Consider the following 19,251-nt stretch of genomic DNA (forward strand, 5'->3'; position numbering starts at 1 on the left):
TTCAAGCCAATTACCCGCCAAAGCCTTTGGCAAAATAAATTAAGGCTCCTGTAAGCTTTCCTGCGCCGATGGACAAAATTAAATACTGCAGGCCTACGGCCAGGTGAATTCTTCTGCTGATAACAGGAAGAGCTTTTAATGTTTCGGCTAAGGACATAACAAGACATCCTACAAAAATTCCCACAGACAGCCCGCATACCAGTAAAAATGCGTTTGACAGCCATTGTCCTGGTATGTGAAAGGGAATTTCGTAAATATCTGAAATATTTCCCAGTATTCCCCCTATAATAATAATGGTCTCATAAAGGAGAATATGGCTGTTTGTGTGAGTTCTGCCAATAAGCCGGGGATATACGCCGATAATGGCCAAAAAAGCAAATACCCCGGCTGCGATTACTCCGCCTGCAGACAGGCCGGCAAAAATCAGCACCAGATATTTAAGTAACATCAATATCCGACTCCTTTCTGCCTGCGTTTTGAATCAGTGTTTTGCTTACGTTATCTTCATAAAGGCGCATTTCCACCTCTAAAGGCGTAGGGTCAGTATTAATTTTATATTTTGCAAAGTGGTTAAAAAATCCAATGATCCCTAAAGCCAGGCCTACAGAGTAGGACACCTCCAGCACTGTAAATCCATTTGACTCTTTTCCTGTAACCAGAAGGTAAATTTCGCTGAATACATCTGTAACATTTACATCATTGTTAAAGGTCATAATGGCAAAGGCCGCTCCGAAAAAGCAGAGCAAACAGACAAATATTGTTTTTATCCACTCCCATGTTCTCCTTGGCTTGTGAGGCACATGATAATCAATAATATAATCTACCTCTCCTATATTATTAATCTGCAGATCTGGAAACTGCTTCTGAATGTCCTGTATAATATCCAGCACATTTTCCATATATCTTCTGTTTTTATCTAAACGAATGGCCTTTACCTTCATGGCATTGACGCGGTTTTCAATGTTTCTGTCATCGCAGTAAATTTTTGCAATGTCTTTTAAAAACACATCCTTGTTCCGCACCTCTGTTATCTGACTGACGTTCAGATACAATGTTTTTTGACTGCTCATAGGTCCACCGTCGCTTCTTTTGCCACCGCTCTGCCCGGCCAGGCGCTGGTTTCCTGCCATACTAAGGTTCCCTCCTGGCCTTCTGTTCTCAAATTAAAGCGGAACAAACAGTACCATATGGCTGCCAGCACCATGAAAAGGCACAGAAGCATTGTCAGCACACCTACTTTTTGTCTCCATGTTTCCATATTTACTCACATCCTTTTCTATGGGATTTTATATGAGTATTATGTTGCATAGTCTGAATTTTATTCTAAATTTTTTCTCTTAATTGTTTCAAAATTTTCTTTTCCAAACGGGATACCTGAACCTGGGAAATATTCAGGTCTTTTGCAATATAACTTTGAGTTTGATTATAAAAATATCTTCTCACAATGATTTCCCGCTCTTTTTCTCCTAAGGACATTAAAAGCTCTTTTAAAACCATTCTGTTTAAAAGCTCTTCTTCCCCGCTGCTTTCCTCCTCCAGCCTGTCCATCAGGCAAATATTTTTTTCATCGCTTCCCCCCACGGATTTATAAAGTGATTCTACTTCCGCCCCTGCTTCCATAGATGCCGCCACTTCCTCCACGCTGACCTGCAGCTGATAAGCAATTTCGTCAATCGTAGGTTCCCTGCCAAGACTTGTGGACAGGCTTTCTCTGGCCGCTCCCGCCTTGGCCCCCAGCTCCTTTATGGAGCGGCTGACCTTGATCATTCCGTCGTCCCTGAGAAATCGTTTAATTTCCCCTGTTATCATGGGAACTGCGTATGTGGAAAACCGCACGTCAAATGATAAATCAAACTTGTCTATGGCTTTCATTAAGCCAATACTTCCAATTTGAAATAAATCCTCCAGTTCGTATCCTCTGCCTGAAAATCTTCTTACAATGCTCCAAATCAGGCCTACATTGTCCATTACCAGCCTGTCCCTTGCATTTTTATCCCCTTTGTGAGCCATTTCTATTAATTTTATGGTCTCATCCATAAGGGATCAACCTCCTATGTATTTTTTCATGGCAATACAAGTACCTTGTCCCAGCGCCGACTCTACATGCACCTCGTCCATAAATGCTTCCATAAAGGAAAAACCCATACCGGACCGTTCTCCTGTTTTGTCAGTGGTGTACATAGGCTCCATAGCCTTTTCCACATCAGGAATCCCCACGCCTTTGTCACAAATAGAAATTTCCAAGGTGTGTTCCCACGCGGAGGCTTCCATAAAAATAATTCCTTCTCCCCCTTTATAGCCGTGAATCACTGCATTTGTCACAGCCTCTGACACTGCTGTTTTCACGTCGTCTATTTCCTCCAGGGTAGGATTTAGCCTGCTCATAAATACTGCGATTACCACCCTGGCAAATTCCTCATTTTTAGAAAGACTGTCCATCTCGATTTTTAATACTTCCCTTTTTTTCGTTTCCACAATATTCTCCCTCCTAGCTTGCTAAAGCATCGTCCTTTGTATCAAACAGCTGTACCAGCTTTAAAATTCCCCCCATGGAAAGAATTCTGTTTACCTGAGGCCCGGCCCCGTAGATGGCCACCTTTCCTCCGCTGGCCGCCATCTGTTTATATCTGTTTAGCAGCACCCCGATTCCTGAGGAATCCATAAAAACTGTCTGAGAAAAGTCAAATATCACCTTGTTTACAAAGTTTTCTGCAAGCAGCAGATCTGTTTCGTATTTTAGGTTGCGGCAGTTGTGGTGGTCCAGCTCTTTCGGCAGGTGGACAATCAGCACCGTGCCTTTTGCCTCATAAGTAAAAGTTTGAGTTATTGTCATAATAAAAGCTCCTTTCCTGTTTCAGGTTTTTTTATTTTCAAATCCTGGTTTTCAGACAGCAAAAAAAGAAAGACATTACAAAAGAACCTGTTTTCTTCTGTAGTGTCTTTCTTTTTTATCTTTCGCCTGTACACTGTGGGTATCAAGCTGTCATTTAATATCCCCGCTCTGTCTTGGCTCTTTCCGCCAGGTCCGAATCGGAATAATTCATAATCACTTCTCCAAACAGCTGGTTTGCCGTGTCAGTATCATTCATGTTTTTGTACACCATAGCCTGATTAAATATTACTTCAGGATTATCTCCTTTTATTCTCAGACTTTTGGCGTAAAAATCTAAGGCCGCCTGATTATTGCCGGCTGCCGCCGCCTGATCTCCTAAATCAGCCAGTACCTGATATCCCTCTGATGCCATATCCCCCTGGATTTCTGCAATAATAGGCTGAAGAGGTTCATCTGTAATCTGGCTGGAGTCCATGTTGGCGTAAATCTGTACAGCTGTGTTAAAATCGTCGTTTCTGTAGGCCTGAAGCACCTGGGCCAGCATACTGTACTGGTTTAAAACACCTCCGCTTTCGTCGGCCATGGCTTCTAAGGAGGTTTCCGCAGACTGCTTTGCCTCTGTAGCGTCAGAAAGCTCCCTTGTCAGCTTGTCCACCTCTAAATTTTTGCTGTTTAACATCTCGCTGTATTCCTGAATTTCTTTATTGTGGGCCACATTTAAGGCCTTTGTCCTGGCAGGCAGCACTAAAAATGTAAATGCAGCCACTCCTAGTACCAGACCTATGACAATATTAATTACCATCTGAGTCCCGGTATTCTCCTTGTAAGTAGGAGGGAGAATTACATCGTCATCCTGCATCTGCTTGTGGGAAAAAGCATTGTGCAGCTTACGCTTCTCAATCTCCGCCCGGCCTGTATTGGTCTTTACAATAGACATATACCACTGGGCTTTTGGATTGTTTTTATCAATCTGGAGCACCTTATATAAGGACTTCCCGGCTTTTGTGTAGTCCTCATGGGCCATATAAAGCACTGCTAAAAGCAAATGTGCCTTCACAAAATTAGGCTTGTCCTCCACTACTGCCGCCAGCTGAAGCACGGCTAAATCGTCGCTTCCCCCTTTGGCGTACCACAAAGCCTGATTATATTTTTTTACGCTTTGGCTGGCAACCTCCAGCCTGCCAGGCTTTCTTTGGATTTCATCCAAGTAATAGTCGCATCTGTTATTTTCCGGCTGCAGGTTTAAACTGATTACCCACTGGACAATGGCGTCCGATACCTCGCCTACTTCATAATAGATCAGTCCCAGCAGATTTCTGGCGTCTGTCTGATACTTGTTAAAATGAAGGCTTTTCTTCAGGCATTCTGCGGCTCCTGTCAGGTCCCTGATCTGAGCCTTCTCCAGACCAATATTGTAAAAGCTGTTTGCAATCTGGTGGTTTCTTCTTACATAATAATCCATAGATACTCCGTTTTTCTACTGCTGTCTCGCCTTCATAAGCTCCATCATAATGTCCGTCATATCAGTAAGGTCGCTTTTTACAATGGCGTCCTCCACCTCGTCCACATCCATGCTGGGCTTATATTTACTGATTTCTTCATCAAAATTTATCATGGCTTTGCCTCCTTATTACAGCCTTCACCTGACCTGCAAAGTAAAGGGAACCTGCAAAAAACAATAATTCTTCAGGCCTCTTTGTCCTCAGGCCGTACAGCACTGCCTCTTCCACTGTATCAAAGCTTGTCACTAAATTGGCGCCTGCCTTTTGAAAAGCTTCTGCCATTCTTTTTGTCTCCAGTCCTCTCAGGCTGTCAATGTGAGCAACAATCACTTCCTCCCAGTCTTCAGCCTGACACAGAATTTTCGCCATTTTTTCATACTCTTTATCAGAAACAGCGGCAAACAAAAGCCTGCCTTTTTTCCTTTTGTTTTTTAACAGGGCTGCGGCGTCCTTTGCAAAAGCTTCTATTCCGTGAGCGTTGTGGGCTCCGTCCAAATAAACTTCCGGAAAAATTTCCTCCATTCTGGCCGGCCATTTTGTCATGGAAATTCCTGTTTTTACTATTTCAGCAGAAAGTTCTGCCACAGCCATAACTTCCAGGGCTTTTACAGCCAAAGCGCAGTTTGCCGCCTGATATCCCGCCGGAAAGGGGACGTAAAATTCCTGTTTTTCTCCCCGGTACATACAGGAAACAGTAATACTCCCGCCTTCCTCATTAAGCTTCCAGGAAAAATCCTCAGCCGTAACCGGAATACAAGGAGCCTTAGCCTGGCTCCCAGCCTGTATCACCACATTTGATGTTTCTTTACATCTGCCGTCAAAAACCACCGGTATCTTAGGCCGGATAATTCCAGCCTTTTCTCCTGCAATTTTTTCCAAGGTGTCCCCTAAATATTCCATGTGGTCCATTCCCACAGAAGTGATTAGGCACAAATAAGGGTTGCAGGCGCTGGTTACGTCCAGCCTTCCCCCCATGCCTGTTTCTAAAATCACATAATCTGCAGAAACTCTTAAAAAATAAACCATTGCCACATAAAACAGAAATTCAAAATAAGACGGATGAGAGATCCCCTCCTTTTCCATCTGCTTTACTTCTTTATAAACCTTCTCAAAGCAAGATTGAAATTCCCGGCTGGAGATCATCTTTCCGTTTATTAAAATTCTTTCTCTAATATCCTCTAAATGAGGGGACACAAAGGTTCCTACCTGATATCCTGCCCAAACTAAAACAGAGGTGAGAAAGGCGCAGACAGAGCCTTTCCCATTGGTCCCCGCCACATGTATAATTTTACAGGGAATGGTTTTTACCAGCCGGTTTAAAATTTTTTCCGCCAGCTCTACTGAATGCTTTTCCTTTGTAAACATAGGAATATTCATCAGATATTCTTCTGCCTTTTGTTCCATCTGCTGTTTCTTCCTCTCTGACTATTATAATATAAAGGCGGACAGATGCAAGGAGATTCTGTCGGGAAAAATCGACTTTCCATGTTCCTTTTATTTTTCCAGCTGGCTCAGTCTATCTTTTACCTGCTCCATCATCTGAGTATATTTCTCCAGTTTTGCTCTTTCTTCTAAAATCTTTGCCTCAGGAGCCTTGCTCATAAATTTCTCGTTATTTAACATTCCCTGAACTCTGGCCAGCTCTCCTTTTAGCTTCTTCTCCTCTGCTTTTAAACGCTCCAGCTCTTTTTCAATGTCTACCAGCTCTGCAAAAGGCATGTAAATATTGGCCTGTGGAATAACTGCTGAAACAGCGTCCTCCCCAATACCGGATTTGTCCTTCTGAATTTCCACCTGGCTGGCGTATCCTAAGGTTGCAAAGAATACCTTGCTGTTTTCAAAAATATTTAAAAGCTCCTGATTTTCAGATACGACAACGACCTTAGCCTTTTTACTTGGAGGCACATTCATGGAAGTGCGCACATTTCTGATGGCTCTCACAGCTTCCTTAATTACCTCCACTGCCTTTTCCTCGTCTGCAAAATTCCACTGCTCCTTGTATTCCGGCCACTGAGATACCATAATTGACTCCTCAGCCTCCTGCAGATTGCAGAAAATTTCCTCTGTAATAAACGGCATAAATGGGTGAAGCAGCTTTAAGGACTGAATCAGCACTGTTTTTAAGGTCCAGATAGCCGCGGCCTTGGTGCCGTCCTCGTCATTCCACAATCTTGGTTTTACCATCTCAATATACCAGTCGCAGAACTCCTCCCAAATAAAATCATATACCTTCTGAAGAGCGATTCCCAGCTCATACTTGTCCATATTGTCAGTTACGTCTTTGGCCAGGTGATTTACCTTAGAGAGAATCCACTTGTCCGCCATAGTTAAATCTTTTAACTCAGCTTTGTCGGAAGGCGCTTTTTCAATGTTCATTATAATAAATCTGGATGCATTCCACACTTTATTTGCAAAGTTTCGGCTGGCCTCCACTCTCTCCCAGTAAAAACGCATATCATTTCCAGGAGCATTTCCTGTCATTAATGTCATTCTCAGGGCATCCGCGCCGTATTTATCAATTACCTCCAAAGGATCAATGCCGTTTCCTAAGGATTTGCTCATCTTCCTGCCCTGGGAGTCTCTGACTAAGCCGTGAATCAAAACAGTGTGGAACGGCGATTTTCCTGTTTGCTCTAAGCCTGAAAATACCATTCTGATTACCCAGAAGAAAATAATGTCGTATCCTGTTACTAACACGTCTGTAGGATAAAAATAATCCATTTCCGGTGTTTTCTCCGGCCATCCTAATGTGGAGAACGGCCATAAGGCTGAGGAAAACCAGGTGTCTAAAGTATCCTCATCCTGAATCATAGCCCCATTACACTTAGGGCAGGAACATGGCTTTTCTCTGGAAACTACCATCTCCCCACACTCTTTACAGTAGTAAGCGGGAATTCTGTGACCCCACCACAGCTGTCTGGAAATACACCAGTCTCTGATTCCATCCAGCCAGTGCAGATATGTTTTTCCAAAGCTTTCCGGCACAAATTTCAGCTGGCGATTTTTTAACGCCTCTACTGCCGGCTTTGCCATTTCGTCCATTTTTACAAACCACTGAGGCTTCACCATAGGCTCTACTGTTGTGCCGCATCTGTCGTGAGTTCCTACATTATGGGAATGAGGCACAACTTTCACCAGCAGCCCCTGAGCCTTTAAATCCTCCACCATTGCTTTTCTGGCTTCATAGCGGTCCATTCCAAAATATTTTCCCGGAACGCTGATTGTGGCATCATCGTTCATAATACAGATTTCTTTCAGATTATGGCGGCGGCCTACCTCAAAGTCATTAGGGTCGTGAGCAGGCGTAATCTTAACGCAGCCTGTTCCAAATTCCTTGTCCACATATTCATCTGCAATTACCGGGATTTCTCTGTCTGTTAAAGGCAGCTTCAGCATTTTTCCTATTAAATCCTTATATCTTTCATCCTCAGGATTTACTGCCACCGCAGTGTCTCCCAGCAAAGTCTCCGGCCTTGTTGTGGCGATTTCTACAAATCTTCCCTCTTCTCCTGCAATAGGGTAATTAATGTGCCAGAAAAAGCCTTCCTGCTCCTCATGCTCTACCTCTGCATCAGAAATAGATGTCTGGCAGACAGGGCACCAGTTAATAATTCTGGAGCCTTTGTAAATATATCCTTTTTCGTAAAGCTTAATAAATACCTCCTGAACAGCTTTGGAACAGCCTTCATCCATAGTAAATCTCTGTCTGTCCCAATCTGCTGAGGAGCCGATTTTGTGCAGCTGGCTGACAATACGGTCCTCGTATTCTTCCTTCCACTCCCAGGCCTTTTTAAGAAATCCTTCTCTGCCCAGGTCGTGCTTGTCAATGCCTTCTTCCTTTAATTTGTTAATTACCTTTACCTCTGTGGCAATAGCCGCATGGTCTGTGCCCGGCTGCCACAAAGCCTCAAAGCCCTGCATCCTTTTATAACGGATTAAAATGTCCTGCATAGTATTGTCCAGGGCGTGACCCATATGCAGCTGCCCTGTAACATTTGGCGGAGGCATCACAATAGTAAATGGTTTTTTATCCTTATTTACCTCTGCGTGAAAATATTTTTTCTGCAGCCATTTTTCATAGAGACGGCCCTCAATTGCTGCCGGATTGTAGGTTTTTTCTAATTCTTTCATTCTGGTTTTCCTTTCTTTTTATGGTATATGTGTAAATATAAATGTGAATCAAAAAGGAGTCACACCATAGTTCTATATTCCTGTTTCCACCGCTCCACCATTTTAGCGGCTCCGTCTAAGCGCTGTACCTGGTCTTTTTCCATAAGCAGTTCAAAATTTCTCAGCCGCTCTGACCATCCCGCCTCATTTTCTGCCTCGGACAATTCTTTTTTCCACTTGTTTTCCAATTCTTCTGTCACCATCTGACGGCAGCGTTCTTTTAACTTCAGATTCTTATTAAACAAAGTCATATAGTACATTTTTTGAATCACATTCTCATCTTTTAAATAAGAATACGCTTTTTCATATGACTGCATGGCCTTTTCTGTGCGGAACATTCTGGCGTAGGCAGAGCCTAGGTTACACCATACCTTTCCCAAAAATTCATCGTTTACTGCCTGATCTCTGGGAAACTCTAACGCCTTTTCGTACTGCTGAATGGCCCTGCCGTACTGCTTTAGCCTGAATAAATAATCTGCCTTTTCCTTCCCATACTGAGCAGGATGAAGTTTTCTCATGGCAGAAATCTGATGCCGGTATTTATTAATTTCCTCAGAAGTGTAATAAAATACCTCCTGAAGAATCATAATCAGCATCTCGTCTTTATCTTCCCCGCTTTTCTCCCACTTTTCCAGTTTGGCGGCTAAAAAAGGCATATTCAACTGATCCTTAATAAATTCCGTCAGCTGTTCATCTACAAAGCCGTCCAGAGTGAGAAAGGGGTGATTATATATTATATAACAAAGCTCCTGGGAAGTATATATGTGTATCCCCAGCTCTTCCATATAGTAAGGGCGGACTGCATTTTCCTGTCTGCACAATAATAAACTCATATCATAACCTCTTGTCTTATTACAGAGTCTGTGGCAGGAAATAAGTCTCCAAAGCCTCTGTCTCTGATTCCTACAGCCATAGTGTGCTCGTCTAAAAATCCTACGCTTACCTGGATTCTGGTAGTTCTGTTAGGCCTTTCCGGAAATCCCTCTAAAGGGATTCTTACCATTTTTTTATTTTTAGGATCTAACGGCGTCACTAAAAATTCCACGTAATCCTGAGAATCTGTCAGCAGATCTACTGTGGCTCTGGCCTCGTACCAGCTGTCCCCTGCCGCGGCCATAATCAGCTGGCTTTCCCTGTCCTTTTGCTTTACTGTAATGGAAATAGTGGCTTTTAGTCTGCCCTCGCAGATACAGATAAACGGGAACGCTGTCTGACTGCTTAAATAATCTGCTGCCTTATAGGCCGCTCCCTTGGAAAACAGGTCCGCCTCCGCAAATACTTTTCTTCTGTTGCACACCATTTTCATAAAATCCTGGGCCCAATCTATTTGCTCAAATCCTTTTCCCGCCAGGAAAATAGAGGAAAACAGTTTTTTATCTAAAAACTTCCGGCCAAAGGAGCATAAAATCTTGTCCGCCATTTTGCCGCCCTGCTCATTATCCAGAATACTTAAATTAAATCCCTCTTCCAGCTTCTCATACTCTGCCATTACCATGTTCCGCTTCATGCCTCTTTGTACTTTCATTTCATAGTACCTAAGACTGCCCTCCGCCAGGTCAAACATGCCGGCCTGGGAGGCCCACAGCTCCTTTTTCTGGCTGAGTACGTAAAAAACAAAGGCTTCTGTATGACTGATTACATGAATACGGCTTCTGGAAATTCCAATGGAATCTGCGCAGTAAAACACAGAATTCATAAACTTCACATCTACATCCTGCATGGAAATTACAATCTGTTTGATTTCCTGGATTCCGTACTCCTTTACCGGCAGACTGATGACACGGTTTAAAAACAGCTGGAATATCTGCTGAGCTCCAAATTTAATTCCCTCAATGGTAGCAGTTCCGTCTTTCATTACCATGCTTACCAGCTTATCCACCAAAACTCCTGTGCCTGTTAAGGTGTGAGCGTATGCTTCCTCTCCTACAAACCACTCGTCCGAATTTTTTTTCTTGCAAATTACTGTGGGAATTGTCCACGTCCGTTCATCCTGAAGACAGGTGATTTTGGTGTATATGTCTCCCAAATCCAAGCCCAGCACCAGTCCATCCATTTCCATAACTCTCCTTTAAATCTGTCAGACAGGCTGGAACAGTTTTTCCAGCGTTTCTGTTCTGATTAAGTAATCTTTCATTTTTTTCTTTAAAGCTTCCTCGTCTTTTTTCTCCAGACAGCGGCTGATTTCATTAATGCAGCCAAAACGGCTTTCGTCCTCCCGGCCTAAATCAGAACACACTGCCTTTCCCTTTTTCACGCAGGTCTTTTCTCCGCCCTGGTAATCATAAACTTCATATTCTAAGGTTTCGCCGTCAAACAGCACCATCTGGCGCACGTAAATTCCCTGGTACACTCTTTTAAAATCTTCTCTGTGGAATTCCTTTTCCTGAGGCAGCACCCGGATCATTAAATCTGGCTTTACATTTTTTCTGCCCTTGTACTGAATCATAACCTTGGACATTAAGTCCTCGGGAATGTGCACATGTTTAGATAAGCCTTTCATGTAAGGAAATACCATTCCGTTTTCTAAAAGCATATCCGTCATTACAGCGCACAGCTTCTTCTGCTGGTCTGTCAGGGATTTTGCCTGGGAGTAATATTTTGTCAAAGCCAAAATATAAATTACAGGCACCTTGTCCTTTTCAATACTGTTTTCCACAGAGCTTTCTAAATACTCCATAGCGTCAGGGGAAGCCTCTTCATCCAGCATAAAATACTCCAAGCTTTTCATTGTAAAATAGGCTTTTACCATACTTTCGCTGACTTTTTTTCTTTGGGCGTACAAAAGAAATACCTGATCCAGACCTTCTGTTTCTCCTGTAAACATCATCTGAGCTAACAGCCGTTCCTCTAAATCATATGTTTCCACATGGGCCTTTACCGCCTCTTCTAACAGATTTTTCATGGTCTTTGTGGTGCCGTTAAAATGCTCGCATAAATAGTCTAAAATCACGCTGTCCGCCTGATGATTTAAAAATACGGAAATACATAAATATAATAAGGTATCGTCCTCGTCAAACATCTGCAGCAGCACCATTTTATTGCTCAGCCGCTGCAATAGCTCTGTATTTTCATTTTCCATTTTAATGCCGTACTGGCGCAGAATGTGGAAGGCCTCTTTCATATATCCCTGGAGAATCAAGATGCGGCACAAGGCGCTTCTCTCTTTTTTGTCCAGCTGATCTGTATTAATATTCAGAAGAAAACTAATATCGCAGTTTCCCCCTTCTCCCTCTGCCTTTTCCGCCTGAGTTTTATAATAATCTAAAAGTATGGCAATCAGCCGCTTTCTGAACAAAGGCCCGCAGCCCAAGCCGGAAACAGCCCTTTTTAACTGCTTTGCCTCGTCCTCGTTTTCCGCCCCCTTATCTGCCAGCTTTCTCAGGGACTGAAGCTGCAGCATAGAGTGGTCCGGATAAATTTCAAAACATCTTTTTTCCAGTTCCGGCCTGGTTATAACTCTGGTTTTCATGTGGCGGATATCTGTGTATCTGTTGCCAAAGCCGTCCTGAAATACTAAAATGTGGCGGTCTGAAAATAAGGGAACATAAGCGATTCCTCCTGTTAAAGGAAAGGCGTCCTCCTCCTCCATTTCCTCCTGCCTTACAATTACATATTTTATCTTAGGATTTCTGCATTCTATTTTATAGGACTTTAAAATTGCCGGCAGCACTCTGGCTACAGGGCCGTCAATCATATCCTTATAAATCATGTGCTCATAAAGCACTGCCAGCCTGTCGTTAATTCTGGACTGGAACAGCTGCTCCATGGTAAATTGTTCAATTTCTCTTTCGTACTCCTTGTATAAAGAGGAGTCGGATTTCATGTATGTAAGAATATTGCTGTAAAGCACACTTTTGCTTCTTTCATCCAGCTCCTTGGCGTAGGAAAAATACAAAAGCACTTCCTTTGGAAGCAGATGTCCGTAGCCGGAGGGAAGGGAAAACAAATAATATTCATACAATCTGGTTAAGCTGATGCCTTCTTTTAACCCCTTTTCATACCAGAAAAAGGCTTCCTTTGTCCGCAGCTCTCCCTTAATCAGCATACAGCAGATTGCAGACAGCAGCTCTTTGTCCTGATAGGTTTCATAAAGTACAGTTAATAAACGGCAGAATAAGGGATGATAATACTTTGCCCCTGCTGCCAGCATGGCCGTCTTTAAAGCCAGCTCCTCACCTACCAGATTTTTTCTGGCTCCGTCGTACAGAGAGTGCAGCAAAAAGCCGTCCATATATCTTAATAGTTCTGCGTCTCTGTTTAAAAGCCGGCAAGCCTCTATATAAAGGAAGGGGCTGCTGCAGCCGGCCTGGAAATATTTTCTCATTTTTCCTAAAAGTACTCCAGGATTGTCATATATTTCCACGTCCAGCCTTAAAAGCAGAAGGAAGAGAAAAACATGGCTTTCTGACTCATCTGTATATTTGTGCAGCAGGCGGATTAAGTCTTCCTTTTTGCCTTTTTCCGGAGACAGCATCATGGACAAATACTGATAAAAACAGTATAATTCTGGCTTTTCCTGGCGGAAGGCCATGACTTTGTCATGGCACTGTTCCAGAAGAATTCTGGTTTTATCCTTATTGCCTGCCATTAAATGCACCTCTGCAGTCAATAAGGACAGCAGATCCTGACTTCCGTATAAAGCTCTCACCTTGTCCAGCTCTGAAAGCATCTGCCCTTCTGTAATGCCTTCCTGATAGTTGCCGCTTTCATAATCCAGTCTGAGGGCCAGATAATTTTGATATTCCTTCCGTCTTATCATCATCTGCTCCTCAGGCAGCTCCTTCATCTCTCTCCCCTGGGCGCAGATTCCTATTCTGGCGTTCATTTTCACTGTGGATAAACAAATGGAGCCCAGGTTTTTCCCATAATGCATCTGGTCCGGATAAACAATATATGTGAGAACGCACTTTCCGTCCTGAAAATCCTGATCAGTCAATCTGTCTGCAGGCAGCTTTATAAAATCGCCGTCTGCCTTCATGGAAATAGAGCAATAGCCCCACCCTTTTTTTCTGATTACAATTTTATCTTCAAAGGCCTCTTCCTGTCTGTTGTAGGTTCTGGCCTCCTCCTTTACCAAAATCTCCACTGCAGGCTTCATTCCCAGGGATACCATAAACTCTTCCATTACATTTTCCCTGTCCCCGTGGCCTTTTAAGCTGTCATACACGGTTCTAGCGTGAATGTCCTGCATAAAAGGCGCCTGCACAAAATCCTGGTACTCAAAAATCCTAAGGGCCAGGCTTCTGTCCTCCTTTGCCACCTTGGCAAAATCCCCTGGGGTTTTTAACTGTTCCAGAATCCGGGCAGAAACGCCTGATTCTACAGAGAAGCTATATGGCAGTTTTTTTTCTCCGCTGTTGGTCACCAGGAAGAAAGAACCCTGTATTTTGTCCCCGTTCTCCAGATGGCGGCTGTCCACCTGGCAGACAATACGGTTCCTCAATCCTCCGAAGGAGTTATTTTGCACCTTAACTCTTTCGTTGGAAGAATACACCAGTCCCTTAATATTTAAATTGTTGTCGCTGAGGACAAAAAACTCGTATTTTGCCATCTCTCCCGCCCTGACGCTTTCTTCAAATGACTGAGGGCGCAGACTGCACACAGGAGCCTCCATATCCAGGATTCCCTTTGCCAGCCGGTTGATTCTTTCTCTCATAGTACCACCTGTTTTACATGCAAATTATCTAACCCATTCTATCATATTTTTTCTTGATTTAAAAGTAGAAACTTGCTATGATAGAAGAAAAATGACAAAAGAGGGACAACATTATGACAAACAGCGAAAAAGCATTGCTTCTTCACAGGGAATGGCAGGGAAAACTGGAAACTGTTTCCAAGGCTAAAGTAGCTTCCAGGGAGGACCTGGCCTTAGCTTACACTCCAGGCGTAGCCGAGCCGTGTAAGGTCATTGCAGAAAACCCGGAGGAAGTATACACATACACATGGAAATCCAATACTATCGCCGTGGTTTCCGACGGCAGCGCCGTGCTGGGCCTTGGAAATATTGGAGCGAAAGCCGCTATGCCTGTTATGGAGGGCAAGGCTGTATTATTTAAAGAGTTTGGCGGGGTCAACGCAGTGCCTGTCTGCTTAGATACTCAGGATACAGAGGAGATTATTAAAACTGTTGTAAATATCGCTCCCGGATTTGGAGGCATCAATCTGGAGGATATTTCCGCTCCCCGCTGTTTTGAAATTGAGGAGCGTTTAAAGGAGATTCTGGATATTCCTGTTTTCCACGACGATCAGCACGGCACTGCCATTGTAGTTTTAGCAGGTATTATTAACAGCCTGAAAGTAACCGGAAAGAAAAAGGAGGACTGCCGCATTGTAGTAAACGGAGCCGGCTCAGCAGGTGTAGCTATTACAAAGCTGCTTCTCACCTACGGTTTCCCTCATATTACTATGTGCGATAAGGCAGGTATTCTCTGTAAAGGCATGGAGGGCTTAAACTGGATGCAGGAAAAAATGATGGACCTGACCAATTTAGAACACCGCACAGGCACTCTTTCTGACGCGTTAGAGGGAGCCGACATTTTTGTAGGCGTATCCGCCCCTGGAATTGTTTCTCAGGAAATGGTAGCCTCCATGAATTCTGATGCTATTTTATTTGCCATGGCTAACCCTGTTCCCGAAATTATGCCTGATCTTGCAAAGGCTGCCGGAGCAAAGGTTGTTGGCACAGGACGTTCTGACTTTCCTAATCAGGTAAATAATGTAGTAGTATTCCCTGGTATTTTTAAAGGGGCCTTGGAGGGACGGGCCGCTGCTATTACAGAAGAGATGAAGCTGGCTGCGGCAGAAGCTATTGCCGGCCTTGTGGACGAAGCAGATTTAAATGAAAACAACATTCTTCCTGAGGCCTTTGACCCCAGGGTAGCTGATGTGGTCAGCAAAGCAGTTAAGGACCATATCAGATAATATTTTGTCAAAACGAGGGAATACTATGTTATCAGAACCAATTACCTTATACAAGCTTATGAACCTTTATATGTTAAAGCAGGTCAACTTTCCTTTGACTAACGCCCAGCTGACCAGCTTCTTTTTGGAAAAGGAGTATACTACTTATTTTACTTTGCAGCAGGCGTTAAGCGAGCTTCAGGAAGCCGGACTTGTGCGCATGGAAATTGTTCACAACAGCACCCGCTATGAAATTACAAAAGAGGGGGAGGATACCTTATCCTTTTTTGGGAAAAAAATTTCTCCTGCAATTATAGAGGACATGGACCAGTATTTAAAGGAAAACAGGTTTCGTATGCGAAACGAGGTAAGCGTGATTTCTGATTACTATAAATCTACAGGTCCTGATTATGTGGTTCACTGTGAGATCCGGGAAGGGAAAGAAACCTTAATCGGGCTGAACCTTTCTGTTCCTGACAAGGAGCAGGCAGAATTTATGTGCGACCAGTGGAGGGCAAAGAATCAGGATATTTATTCCTTTGTTATGAAAACCTTAATGAGCCCCTAAAGGAGAATGTTATATATGAAAACCTTAAAAAGAAAAAAGTTTTTTTATGTTACTCTGCCTTTGTTTCTCTTTCTTTTGGCTTACCGTGTAATGGAAACCTTTGTGCACATTAAAATGGATCAGCGTAAAGACAGGTAAATAAAAAGCGCTGCAAAACAGCTTTCAGAAACTTCTTGTATCTGATACCCCTGTTTTACAGCGTTTTTATTTTAAATTTTAGAACCGCATTTTGTACAGTAATTTACCTTTCCTGTGTACTTAGCTCCACAGTTAGGACAGAAACAGACCTCCTGCTCCTTTGGCTTATGACCTAACACCTGACTTTCCTGAAGCTCCAGCTGCTCAATAGCCTGAAGCTGCTCCTGAATCCGTTTTTCTCTGGCCTGGATTTTTCTATAAATTCCCTCCAGATCTTCTAATTCAGGCTGGTCCAGTTTCTGAATCCAATTCTGATATCCCTTTTCTCCGGCCTGCTGCTTTAACTCCTGAATTTCTTTTTCTAAGGTGTGAATATAAGTTCTGATTTTTGTAATCTCTAAAAAAGAGGATGTTTTCATATTAATTTCCGTCACTTTTTTAGACAAATCCATTTTCAGTTTCTGAAAAGTCTTGTTCTCTGCCATCTCGCTTCCTCCTGTGTGCTTTTATAGGCTTACTATACGTCACAGAACCTGAAAAGTCAATTCGTAATCCAGGTTCCTGACTTTTTCTCCATAGCTTGCTCCATTTTGTCCAGGGAAGTAATAATAGCTTTTGCATCTCCTTCACTGTTTTTAATAAAGCTGCAGGCAGATTCTACCTTAGGGCCCATGCTGCCCTCTGGAAATTGTCCCTCTGCCATGTACTTTTCCACCTCATTTAAGGTCATAGTATCCAGCTGTTTTTCATCTGGCTTTCCGTAATTGACAGATACCTTTTCCACACCTGTAAGGAGCAGCAAATACTCAGCGCCGATTTGATGGGCCAGAAGGGCGGAGGCTCTGTCCTTGTCAATAACAGCCTCCACGCCTTTTAATTTGCCGTCTGCCTGGCGGATTACAGGGATTCCTCCTCCTCCCACGCAGATTACAATATATCCGGCGTCGCTTAAAGTGCGGATCACGTCGTTTTCTACAATTTCTAAAGGTTTGGGGGAGGGCACTACTCTTCTGTATCCTCTTCCGCTGTCCTCAACCATTATATATCCGTGCTCCTCCTCCAGCTGCCTGCTGTCCTCCTGAGAGAAAAACGGGCCAATAGGCTTTGTAGGCCGCTTAAAAGCAGGATCATCTTTATCCACCACTGTCTCTGTAATAACAGTAGCCACCTTTTTGTCTATTCCAAGCTCTGACAGTCTGTTTTGAATGGACTGTTCCAGAATATATCCAATACTTCCAGAAGTCTCCGCCCCGCATACATCTAAGGTATGTTCCGGCACAATAGGTTTTCCGGCTTCATTTTTAATTAAAAGATTCCCCACCTGGGGGCCGTTTCCATGGGTAAGCACCACATGATACCCTTTCTGGATCAGATGAATAATGGAATCACAGACCATAGCCACATTGGCAAATTGCTCCTCAAGTGTTCCCTTTTGATTATTCTGGGTAATTGCATTACCGCCGATTGCAACAACTACTGTTTTTTCCATATCAACATTTCCTCTCTTAAATAATTACAAGCCACAAAAACACGAATACTCCTACTCCGACAGCCATTGCCAATGAAATGGGAAGTACCTTTTTAAGCACTGCTCCCTCCTGGCCCTGAATGCCTCCTGTAGTAGTTCCCAGCACAATATTTCCCGGACACATGGTAGCTCCAATGGCTCCTCCTGCCGTCTGAGCTCCTAAAATAGCCGCTACGTTTAGGCCTAACAGCTGGGCCGTCGTCTGCTGAAAGCCGCTGAATAAAATATTGGACGCCATATTGCTGCTGGTCATAAAAGAGCCCAGCATTCCTACAATGGGGGACAGCACCGCATAGCCCTGGCCCAGCACGTTGGCAATTCCCTGGGCCATAACAGAGGTCTGGCCTGTGCCCCCCATAATTCTGGACATTACAATAAATCCTGTTACTGCAATGGCTGAGGGGACCGTTTTTTTGTTGGCCCTTTTTAAAGCAGCCTTTCCCCCTCCATTTTTAATCCAGCCGTGGCGGCTGAAATAAAAGTATCCAAATACTGCGGCCAAAAATAAGAACAGTCCGGCGTGGGTGAAAGGCGCCTGGGGAGAAAAGCTTTCTACCGCCTGGTTCACAAACCCATAGCCTGTTTCAGTTTCCGGGAATGAAAGGCCTACCTGCCAAATACTTAAAACCTTTTTTACAGGTCCTACTAAAAGTACAAATAAGGTAATGCCTGTCATCACATAATAAGGGGAAAACGCCTGGTGAAGAGACATATCGGCAGGACTATCATCCTCCTGGATTCCTCCCTCCCTGCTTCTGTCCATTACCTGACTGTCCTGAATTTTCCAGGGCTGAGAGTACATTTTCATTTTGCTTAATAAAAGTACTGCCACAAGAGAAAGACAGCACGGCAGGAAACATGCCAGGGTGGAATTAATAAAGCTCATCACCACCTGGCCGCCTCCCTGGATTACAGAAATAACGGCCACTGCCAAAAATCCTTTTTTCAAAGCTTCCCACTTGCCGTAATACCAGCAAATTGCAATTCCTGTAATAAAGTTCCAAACCCAAATCAGCACTGTGGCCCACAAGGCTGTCTGGATTAAAGTTGTCTGGTCTGACCCGATTCCTGTCTGCAGCACCAGGGCGTCCCACGCCACTGCTAAGGTCCCGTATGTGTTGCCCCAGGCATGGCCCAAAAGGCAAAGCACAATGGCCCAAAGAGGATTTACCCCAATGCCGATTAAAAGAGGCGTTCCCACAGCTACAGGCACCCCAAAGCCTGTAATTCCCTGAAGGAAGCTGACAAATACTCTGGCAAGTATTAAAATCTGCAAAAGCTCATTGGGAGTCATTTTCTGCATTCCTTTTCTAAACACCTGAAATGCGTTGGCTTCATTTACCATTTCATATAGAAGAATGGCCGTCCACACTACTACCAGCACCACCATGGCGCTCCACATTCCCTTTACCGCCTCATAAGCCAACAGCACGGGACCGGCCTTGTAAACAGTAATGGAGGTAATCACTGAAATAAGCAGCCCTACAGGCGCCGCCTTTAAGGCCGGCACCTGGAATTTCACCATCATCACCAGCAGGGCCCCAATTGGCAGCACAGCGATCAGCCAAGTAAATATTGTTACAGGTACGTTCATATTGTTATCCTTCCTTTT

General features: G+C 43.7%; 19 protein-coding genes. 3 read left to right on the forward strand and 16 right to left on the reverse strand.

The features are described 5' to 3' along the window. Window positions 1-10: 10 nt before the first annotated feature. The 13 genes from C1A07_RS01760 to C1A07_RS01815 form a co-directional block, all read right to left on the reverse strand. Window positions 11-451 (reverse strand): stage V sporulation protein AB, encoded by a 441-nt coding sequence (locus C1A07_RS01760; protein WP_334293504.1) that lies wholly within the window; start codon window positions 449-451, stop codon window positions 11-13. Beyond that, a complete protein-coding gene (locus tag C1A07_RS01765; RefSeq protein WP_101875580.1) occupies window positions 438-1,070 on the reverse strand; it encodes a stage V sporulation protein AA in 633 nt (210 codons plus the stop codon). Before C1A07_RS01765 ends, C1A07_RS01760 begins: the two co-directional genes overlap by 14 nt. Continuing rightward, complete coding sequence (locus C1A07_RS01770) at window positions 1,067-1,258, reverse strand: hypothetical protein (protein WP_101875581.1); 192 nt, start codon at window positions 1,256-1,258, stop codon at window positions 1,067-1,069. The genes C1A07_RS01765 and C1A07_RS01770 overlap by 4 nt, the downstream gene beginning before the upstream one ends. Window positions 1,259-1,323: 65 nt before the next feature. Beyond that, window positions 1,324-2,037, reverse strand: a complete 714-nt coding sequence (locus C1A07_RS01775) for a SigF/SigG family RNA polymerase sporulation sigma factor (protein WP_101875582.1) — start codon at window positions 2,035-2,037, stop codon at window positions 1,324-1,326. Window positions 2,038-2,043: 6 nt separating this feature from the next. After that, the gene (gene spoIIAB, locus C1A07_RS01780; RefSeq protein ID WP_101875583.1) at window positions 2,044-2,475 is read right to left on the reverse strand and encodes an anti-sigma F factor; all 432 of its coding nucleotides are present in this window, start codon (window positions 2,473-2,475) and stop codon (window positions 2,044-2,046) included. A gap of 13 nt (window positions 2,476-2,488) precedes the next feature. Continuing rightward, complete coding sequence (locus C1A07_RS01785) at window positions 2,489-2,833, reverse strand: STAS domain-containing protein (protein ID WP_101875584.1); 345 nt, start codon at window positions 2,831-2,833, stop codon at window positions 2,489-2,491. Window positions 2,834-2,987: 154 nt separating this feature from the next. Further along, complete coding sequence (locus C1A07_RS01790; protein ID WP_101875585.1) at window positions 2,988-4,295, reverse strand: tetratricopeptide repeat protein; 1,308 nt, start codon at window positions 4,293-4,295, stop codon at window positions 2,988-2,990. A gap of 15 nt (window positions 4,296-4,310) precedes the next feature. Beyond that, window positions 4,311-4,448, reverse strand: coding sequence for a hypothetical protein (locus C1A07_RS16125; protein ID WP_180952151.1), 138 nt, complete (start codon window positions 4,446-4,448; stop codon window positions 4,311-4,313). Further along, a complete protein-coding gene (locus tag C1A07_RS01795) occupies window positions 4,435-5,739 on the reverse strand; it encodes a bifunctional folylpolyglutamate synthase/dihydrofolate synthase (RefSeq protein WP_101875586.1) in 1,305 nt (434 codons plus the stop codon). The genes C1A07_RS16125 and C1A07_RS01795 overlap by 14 nt, the downstream gene beginning before the upstream one ends. A gap of 90 nt (window positions 5,740-5,829) precedes the next feature. After that, the gene (locus C1A07_RS01800; protein ID WP_101875587.1) at window positions 5,830-8,466 is read right to left on the reverse strand and encodes a valine--tRNA ligase; all 2,637 of its coding nucleotides are present in this window, start codon (window positions 8,464-8,466) and stop codon (window positions 5,830-5,832) included. 59 nt (window positions 8,467-8,525) lie between these two features. Further along, window positions 8,526-9,338 (reverse strand): tetratricopeptide repeat protein, encoded by an 813-nt coding sequence (locus C1A07_RS01805; RefSeq protein ID WP_101875588.1) that lies wholly within the window; start codon window positions 9,336-9,338, stop codon window positions 8,526-8,528. Next, on the reverse strand, window positions 9,335-10,558 hold the full coding sequence (locus C1A07_RS01810) for a DUF5716 family protein (protein ID WP_101877995.1): 1,224 nt from the start codon (window positions 10,556-10,558) through the stop codon (window positions 9,335-9,337). Before C1A07_RS01810 ends, C1A07_RS01805 begins: the two co-directional genes overlap by 4 nt. Before the next feature lie 24 nt (window positions 10,559-10,582). Beyond that, window positions 10,583-14,161 carry a DUF5717 family protein gene (locus C1A07_RS01815; protein ID WP_101875589.1) on the reverse strand — a complete coding sequence of 1,193 codons (3,579 nt, stop codon included), beginning with the start codon at window positions 14,159-14,161 and terminating at the stop codon, window positions 10,583-10,585. Window positions 14,162-14,274: 113 nt separating this feature from the next. Here C1A07_RS01815 and C1A07_RS01820 point away from each other — a divergent pair, with 113 nt between their 5' ends. The 3 genes from C1A07_RS01820 to C1A07_RS16520 are packed head-to-tail and all read left to right on the forward strand — an operon-like array spanning window position 14,275 to window position 16,111. Beyond that, a complete protein-coding gene (locus C1A07_RS01820; protein ID WP_101875590.1) occupies window positions 14,275-15,426 on the forward strand; it encodes an NAD(P)-dependent malic enzyme in 1,152 nt (383 codons plus the stop codon). A 25-nt stretch (window positions 15,427-15,451) separates the two neighbouring features. Further along, complete coding sequence (locus C1A07_RS01825; protein WP_101875591.1) at window positions 15,452-15,973, forward strand: DUF4364 family protein; 522 nt, start codon at window positions 15,452-15,454, stop codon at window positions 15,971-15,973. A 15-nt stretch (window positions 15,974-15,988) separates the two neighbouring features. Further along, complete coding sequence (locus tag C1A07_RS16520) at window positions 15,989-16,111, forward strand: hypothetical protein (RefSeq protein WP_278321049.1); 123 nt, start codon at window positions 15,989-15,991, stop codon at window positions 16,109-16,111. Between the two features lie 71 nt (window positions 16,112-16,182). On the opposite strand, the gene C1A07_RS01830 is transcribed toward C1A07_RS16520, so the two are convergent. The 3 genes from C1A07_RS01830 to C1A07_RS01840 are packed head-to-tail and all read right to left on the reverse strand — an operon-like array spanning window position 16,183 to window position 19,233. Next, window positions 16,183-16,596: a zinc ribbon domain-containing protein gene (locus tag C1A07_RS01830; RefSeq protein ID WP_101875592.1), complete on the reverse strand. Its 414-nt coding sequence runs from the start codon at window positions 16,594-16,596 to the stop codon at window positions 16,183-16,185. Between the two features lie 56 nt (window positions 16,597-16,652). Then, a complete protein-coding gene (gene arcC, locus C1A07_RS01835) occupies window positions 16,653-17,600 on the reverse strand; it encodes a carbamate kinase (protein ID WP_101875593.1) in 948 nt (315 codons plus the stop codon). A 16-nt stretch (window positions 17,601-17,616) separates the two neighbouring features. Further along, window positions 17,617-19,233 carry an L-lactate permease gene (locus tag C1A07_RS01840; RefSeq protein ID WP_101875594.1) on the reverse strand — a complete coding sequence of 539 codons (1,617 nt, stop codon included), beginning with the start codon at window positions 19,231-19,233 and terminating at the stop codon, window positions 17,617-17,619. Window positions 19,234-19,251 lie beyond the last annotated feature (18 nt).

The organism is Lachnoclostridium edouardi, assembly GCF_900240245.1.
Taxonomy (GTDB): domain Bacteria; phylum Bacillota; class Clostridia; order Lachnospirales; family Lachnospiraceae; genus Lachnoclostridium_A; species Lachnoclostridium_A edouardi.

Coding starts and splice junctions, on each gene's coding strand:
- C1A07_RS01810 (WP_101877995.1), bottom strand. CDS start 10,558: ATGGATGGACTGGTGCTGGGCTTGGATTTGGGAGACATATACACCAAA.
- C1A07_RS01785 (WP_101875584.1), bottom strand. CDS start 2,833: ATGACAATAACTCAAACTTTTACTTATGAGGCAAAAGGCACGGTGCTG.
- C1A07_RS16520 (WP_278321049.1), top strand. CDS start 15,989: ATGAAAACCTTAAAAAGAAAAAAGTTTTTTTATGTTACTCTGCCTTTG.
- C1A07_RS01770 (WP_101875581.1), bottom strand. CDS start 1,258: ATGGAAACATGGAGACAAAAAGTAGGTGTGCTGACAATGCTTCTGTGC.
- C1A07_RS01830 (WP_101875592.1), bottom strand. CDS start 16,596: ATGGCAGAGAACAAGACTTTTCAGAAACTGAAAATGGATTTGTCTAAA.
- C1A07_RS01820 (WP_101875590.1), top strand. CDS start 14,275: ATGACAAACAGCGAAAAAGCATTGCTTCTTCACAGGGAATGGCAGGGA.
- C1A07_RS01795 (WP_101875586.1), bottom strand. CDS start 5,739: ATGGAACAAAAGGCAGAAGAATATCTGATGAATATTCCTATGTTTACA.
- C1A07_RS01825 (WP_101875591.1), top strand. CDS start 15,452: ATGTTATCAGAACCAATTACCTTATACAAGCTTATGAACCTTTATATG.
- C1A07_RS01805 (WP_101875588.1), bottom strand. CDS start 9,338: ATGAGTTTATTATTGTGCAGACAGGAAAATGCAGTCCGCCCTTACTAT.
- C1A07_RS01800 (WP_101875587.1), bottom strand. CDS start 8,466: ATGAAAGAATTAGAAAAAACCTACAATCCGGCAGCAATTGAGGGCCGT.
- C1A07_RS01775 (WP_101875582.1), bottom strand. CDS start 2,037: ATGGATGAGACCATAAAATTAATAGAAATGGCTCACAAAGGGGATAAA.
- C1A07_RS01765 (WP_101875580.1), bottom strand. CDS start 1,070: ATGAGCAGTCAAAAAACATTGTATCTGAACGTCAGTCAGATAACAGAG.
- C1A07_RS16125 (WP_180952151.1), bottom strand. CDS start 4,448: ATGATAAATTTTGATGAAGAAATCAGTAAATATAAGCCCAGCATGGAT.
- C1A07_RS01840 (WP_101875594.1), bottom strand. CDS start 19,233: ATGAACGTACCTGTAACAATATTTACTTGGCTGATCGCTGTGCTGCCA.
- C1A07_RS01790 (WP_101875585.1), bottom strand. CDS start 4,295: ATGGATTATTATGTAAGAAGAAACCACCAGATTGCAAACAGCTTTTAC.
- C1A07_RS01815 (WP_101875589.1), bottom strand. CDS start 14,161: ATGAGAGAAAGAATCAACCGGCTGGCAAAGGGAATCCTGGATATGGAG.
- arcC (WP_101875593.1), bottom strand. CDS start 17,600: ATGGAAAAAACAGTAGTTGTTGCAATCGGCGGTAATGCAATTACCCAG.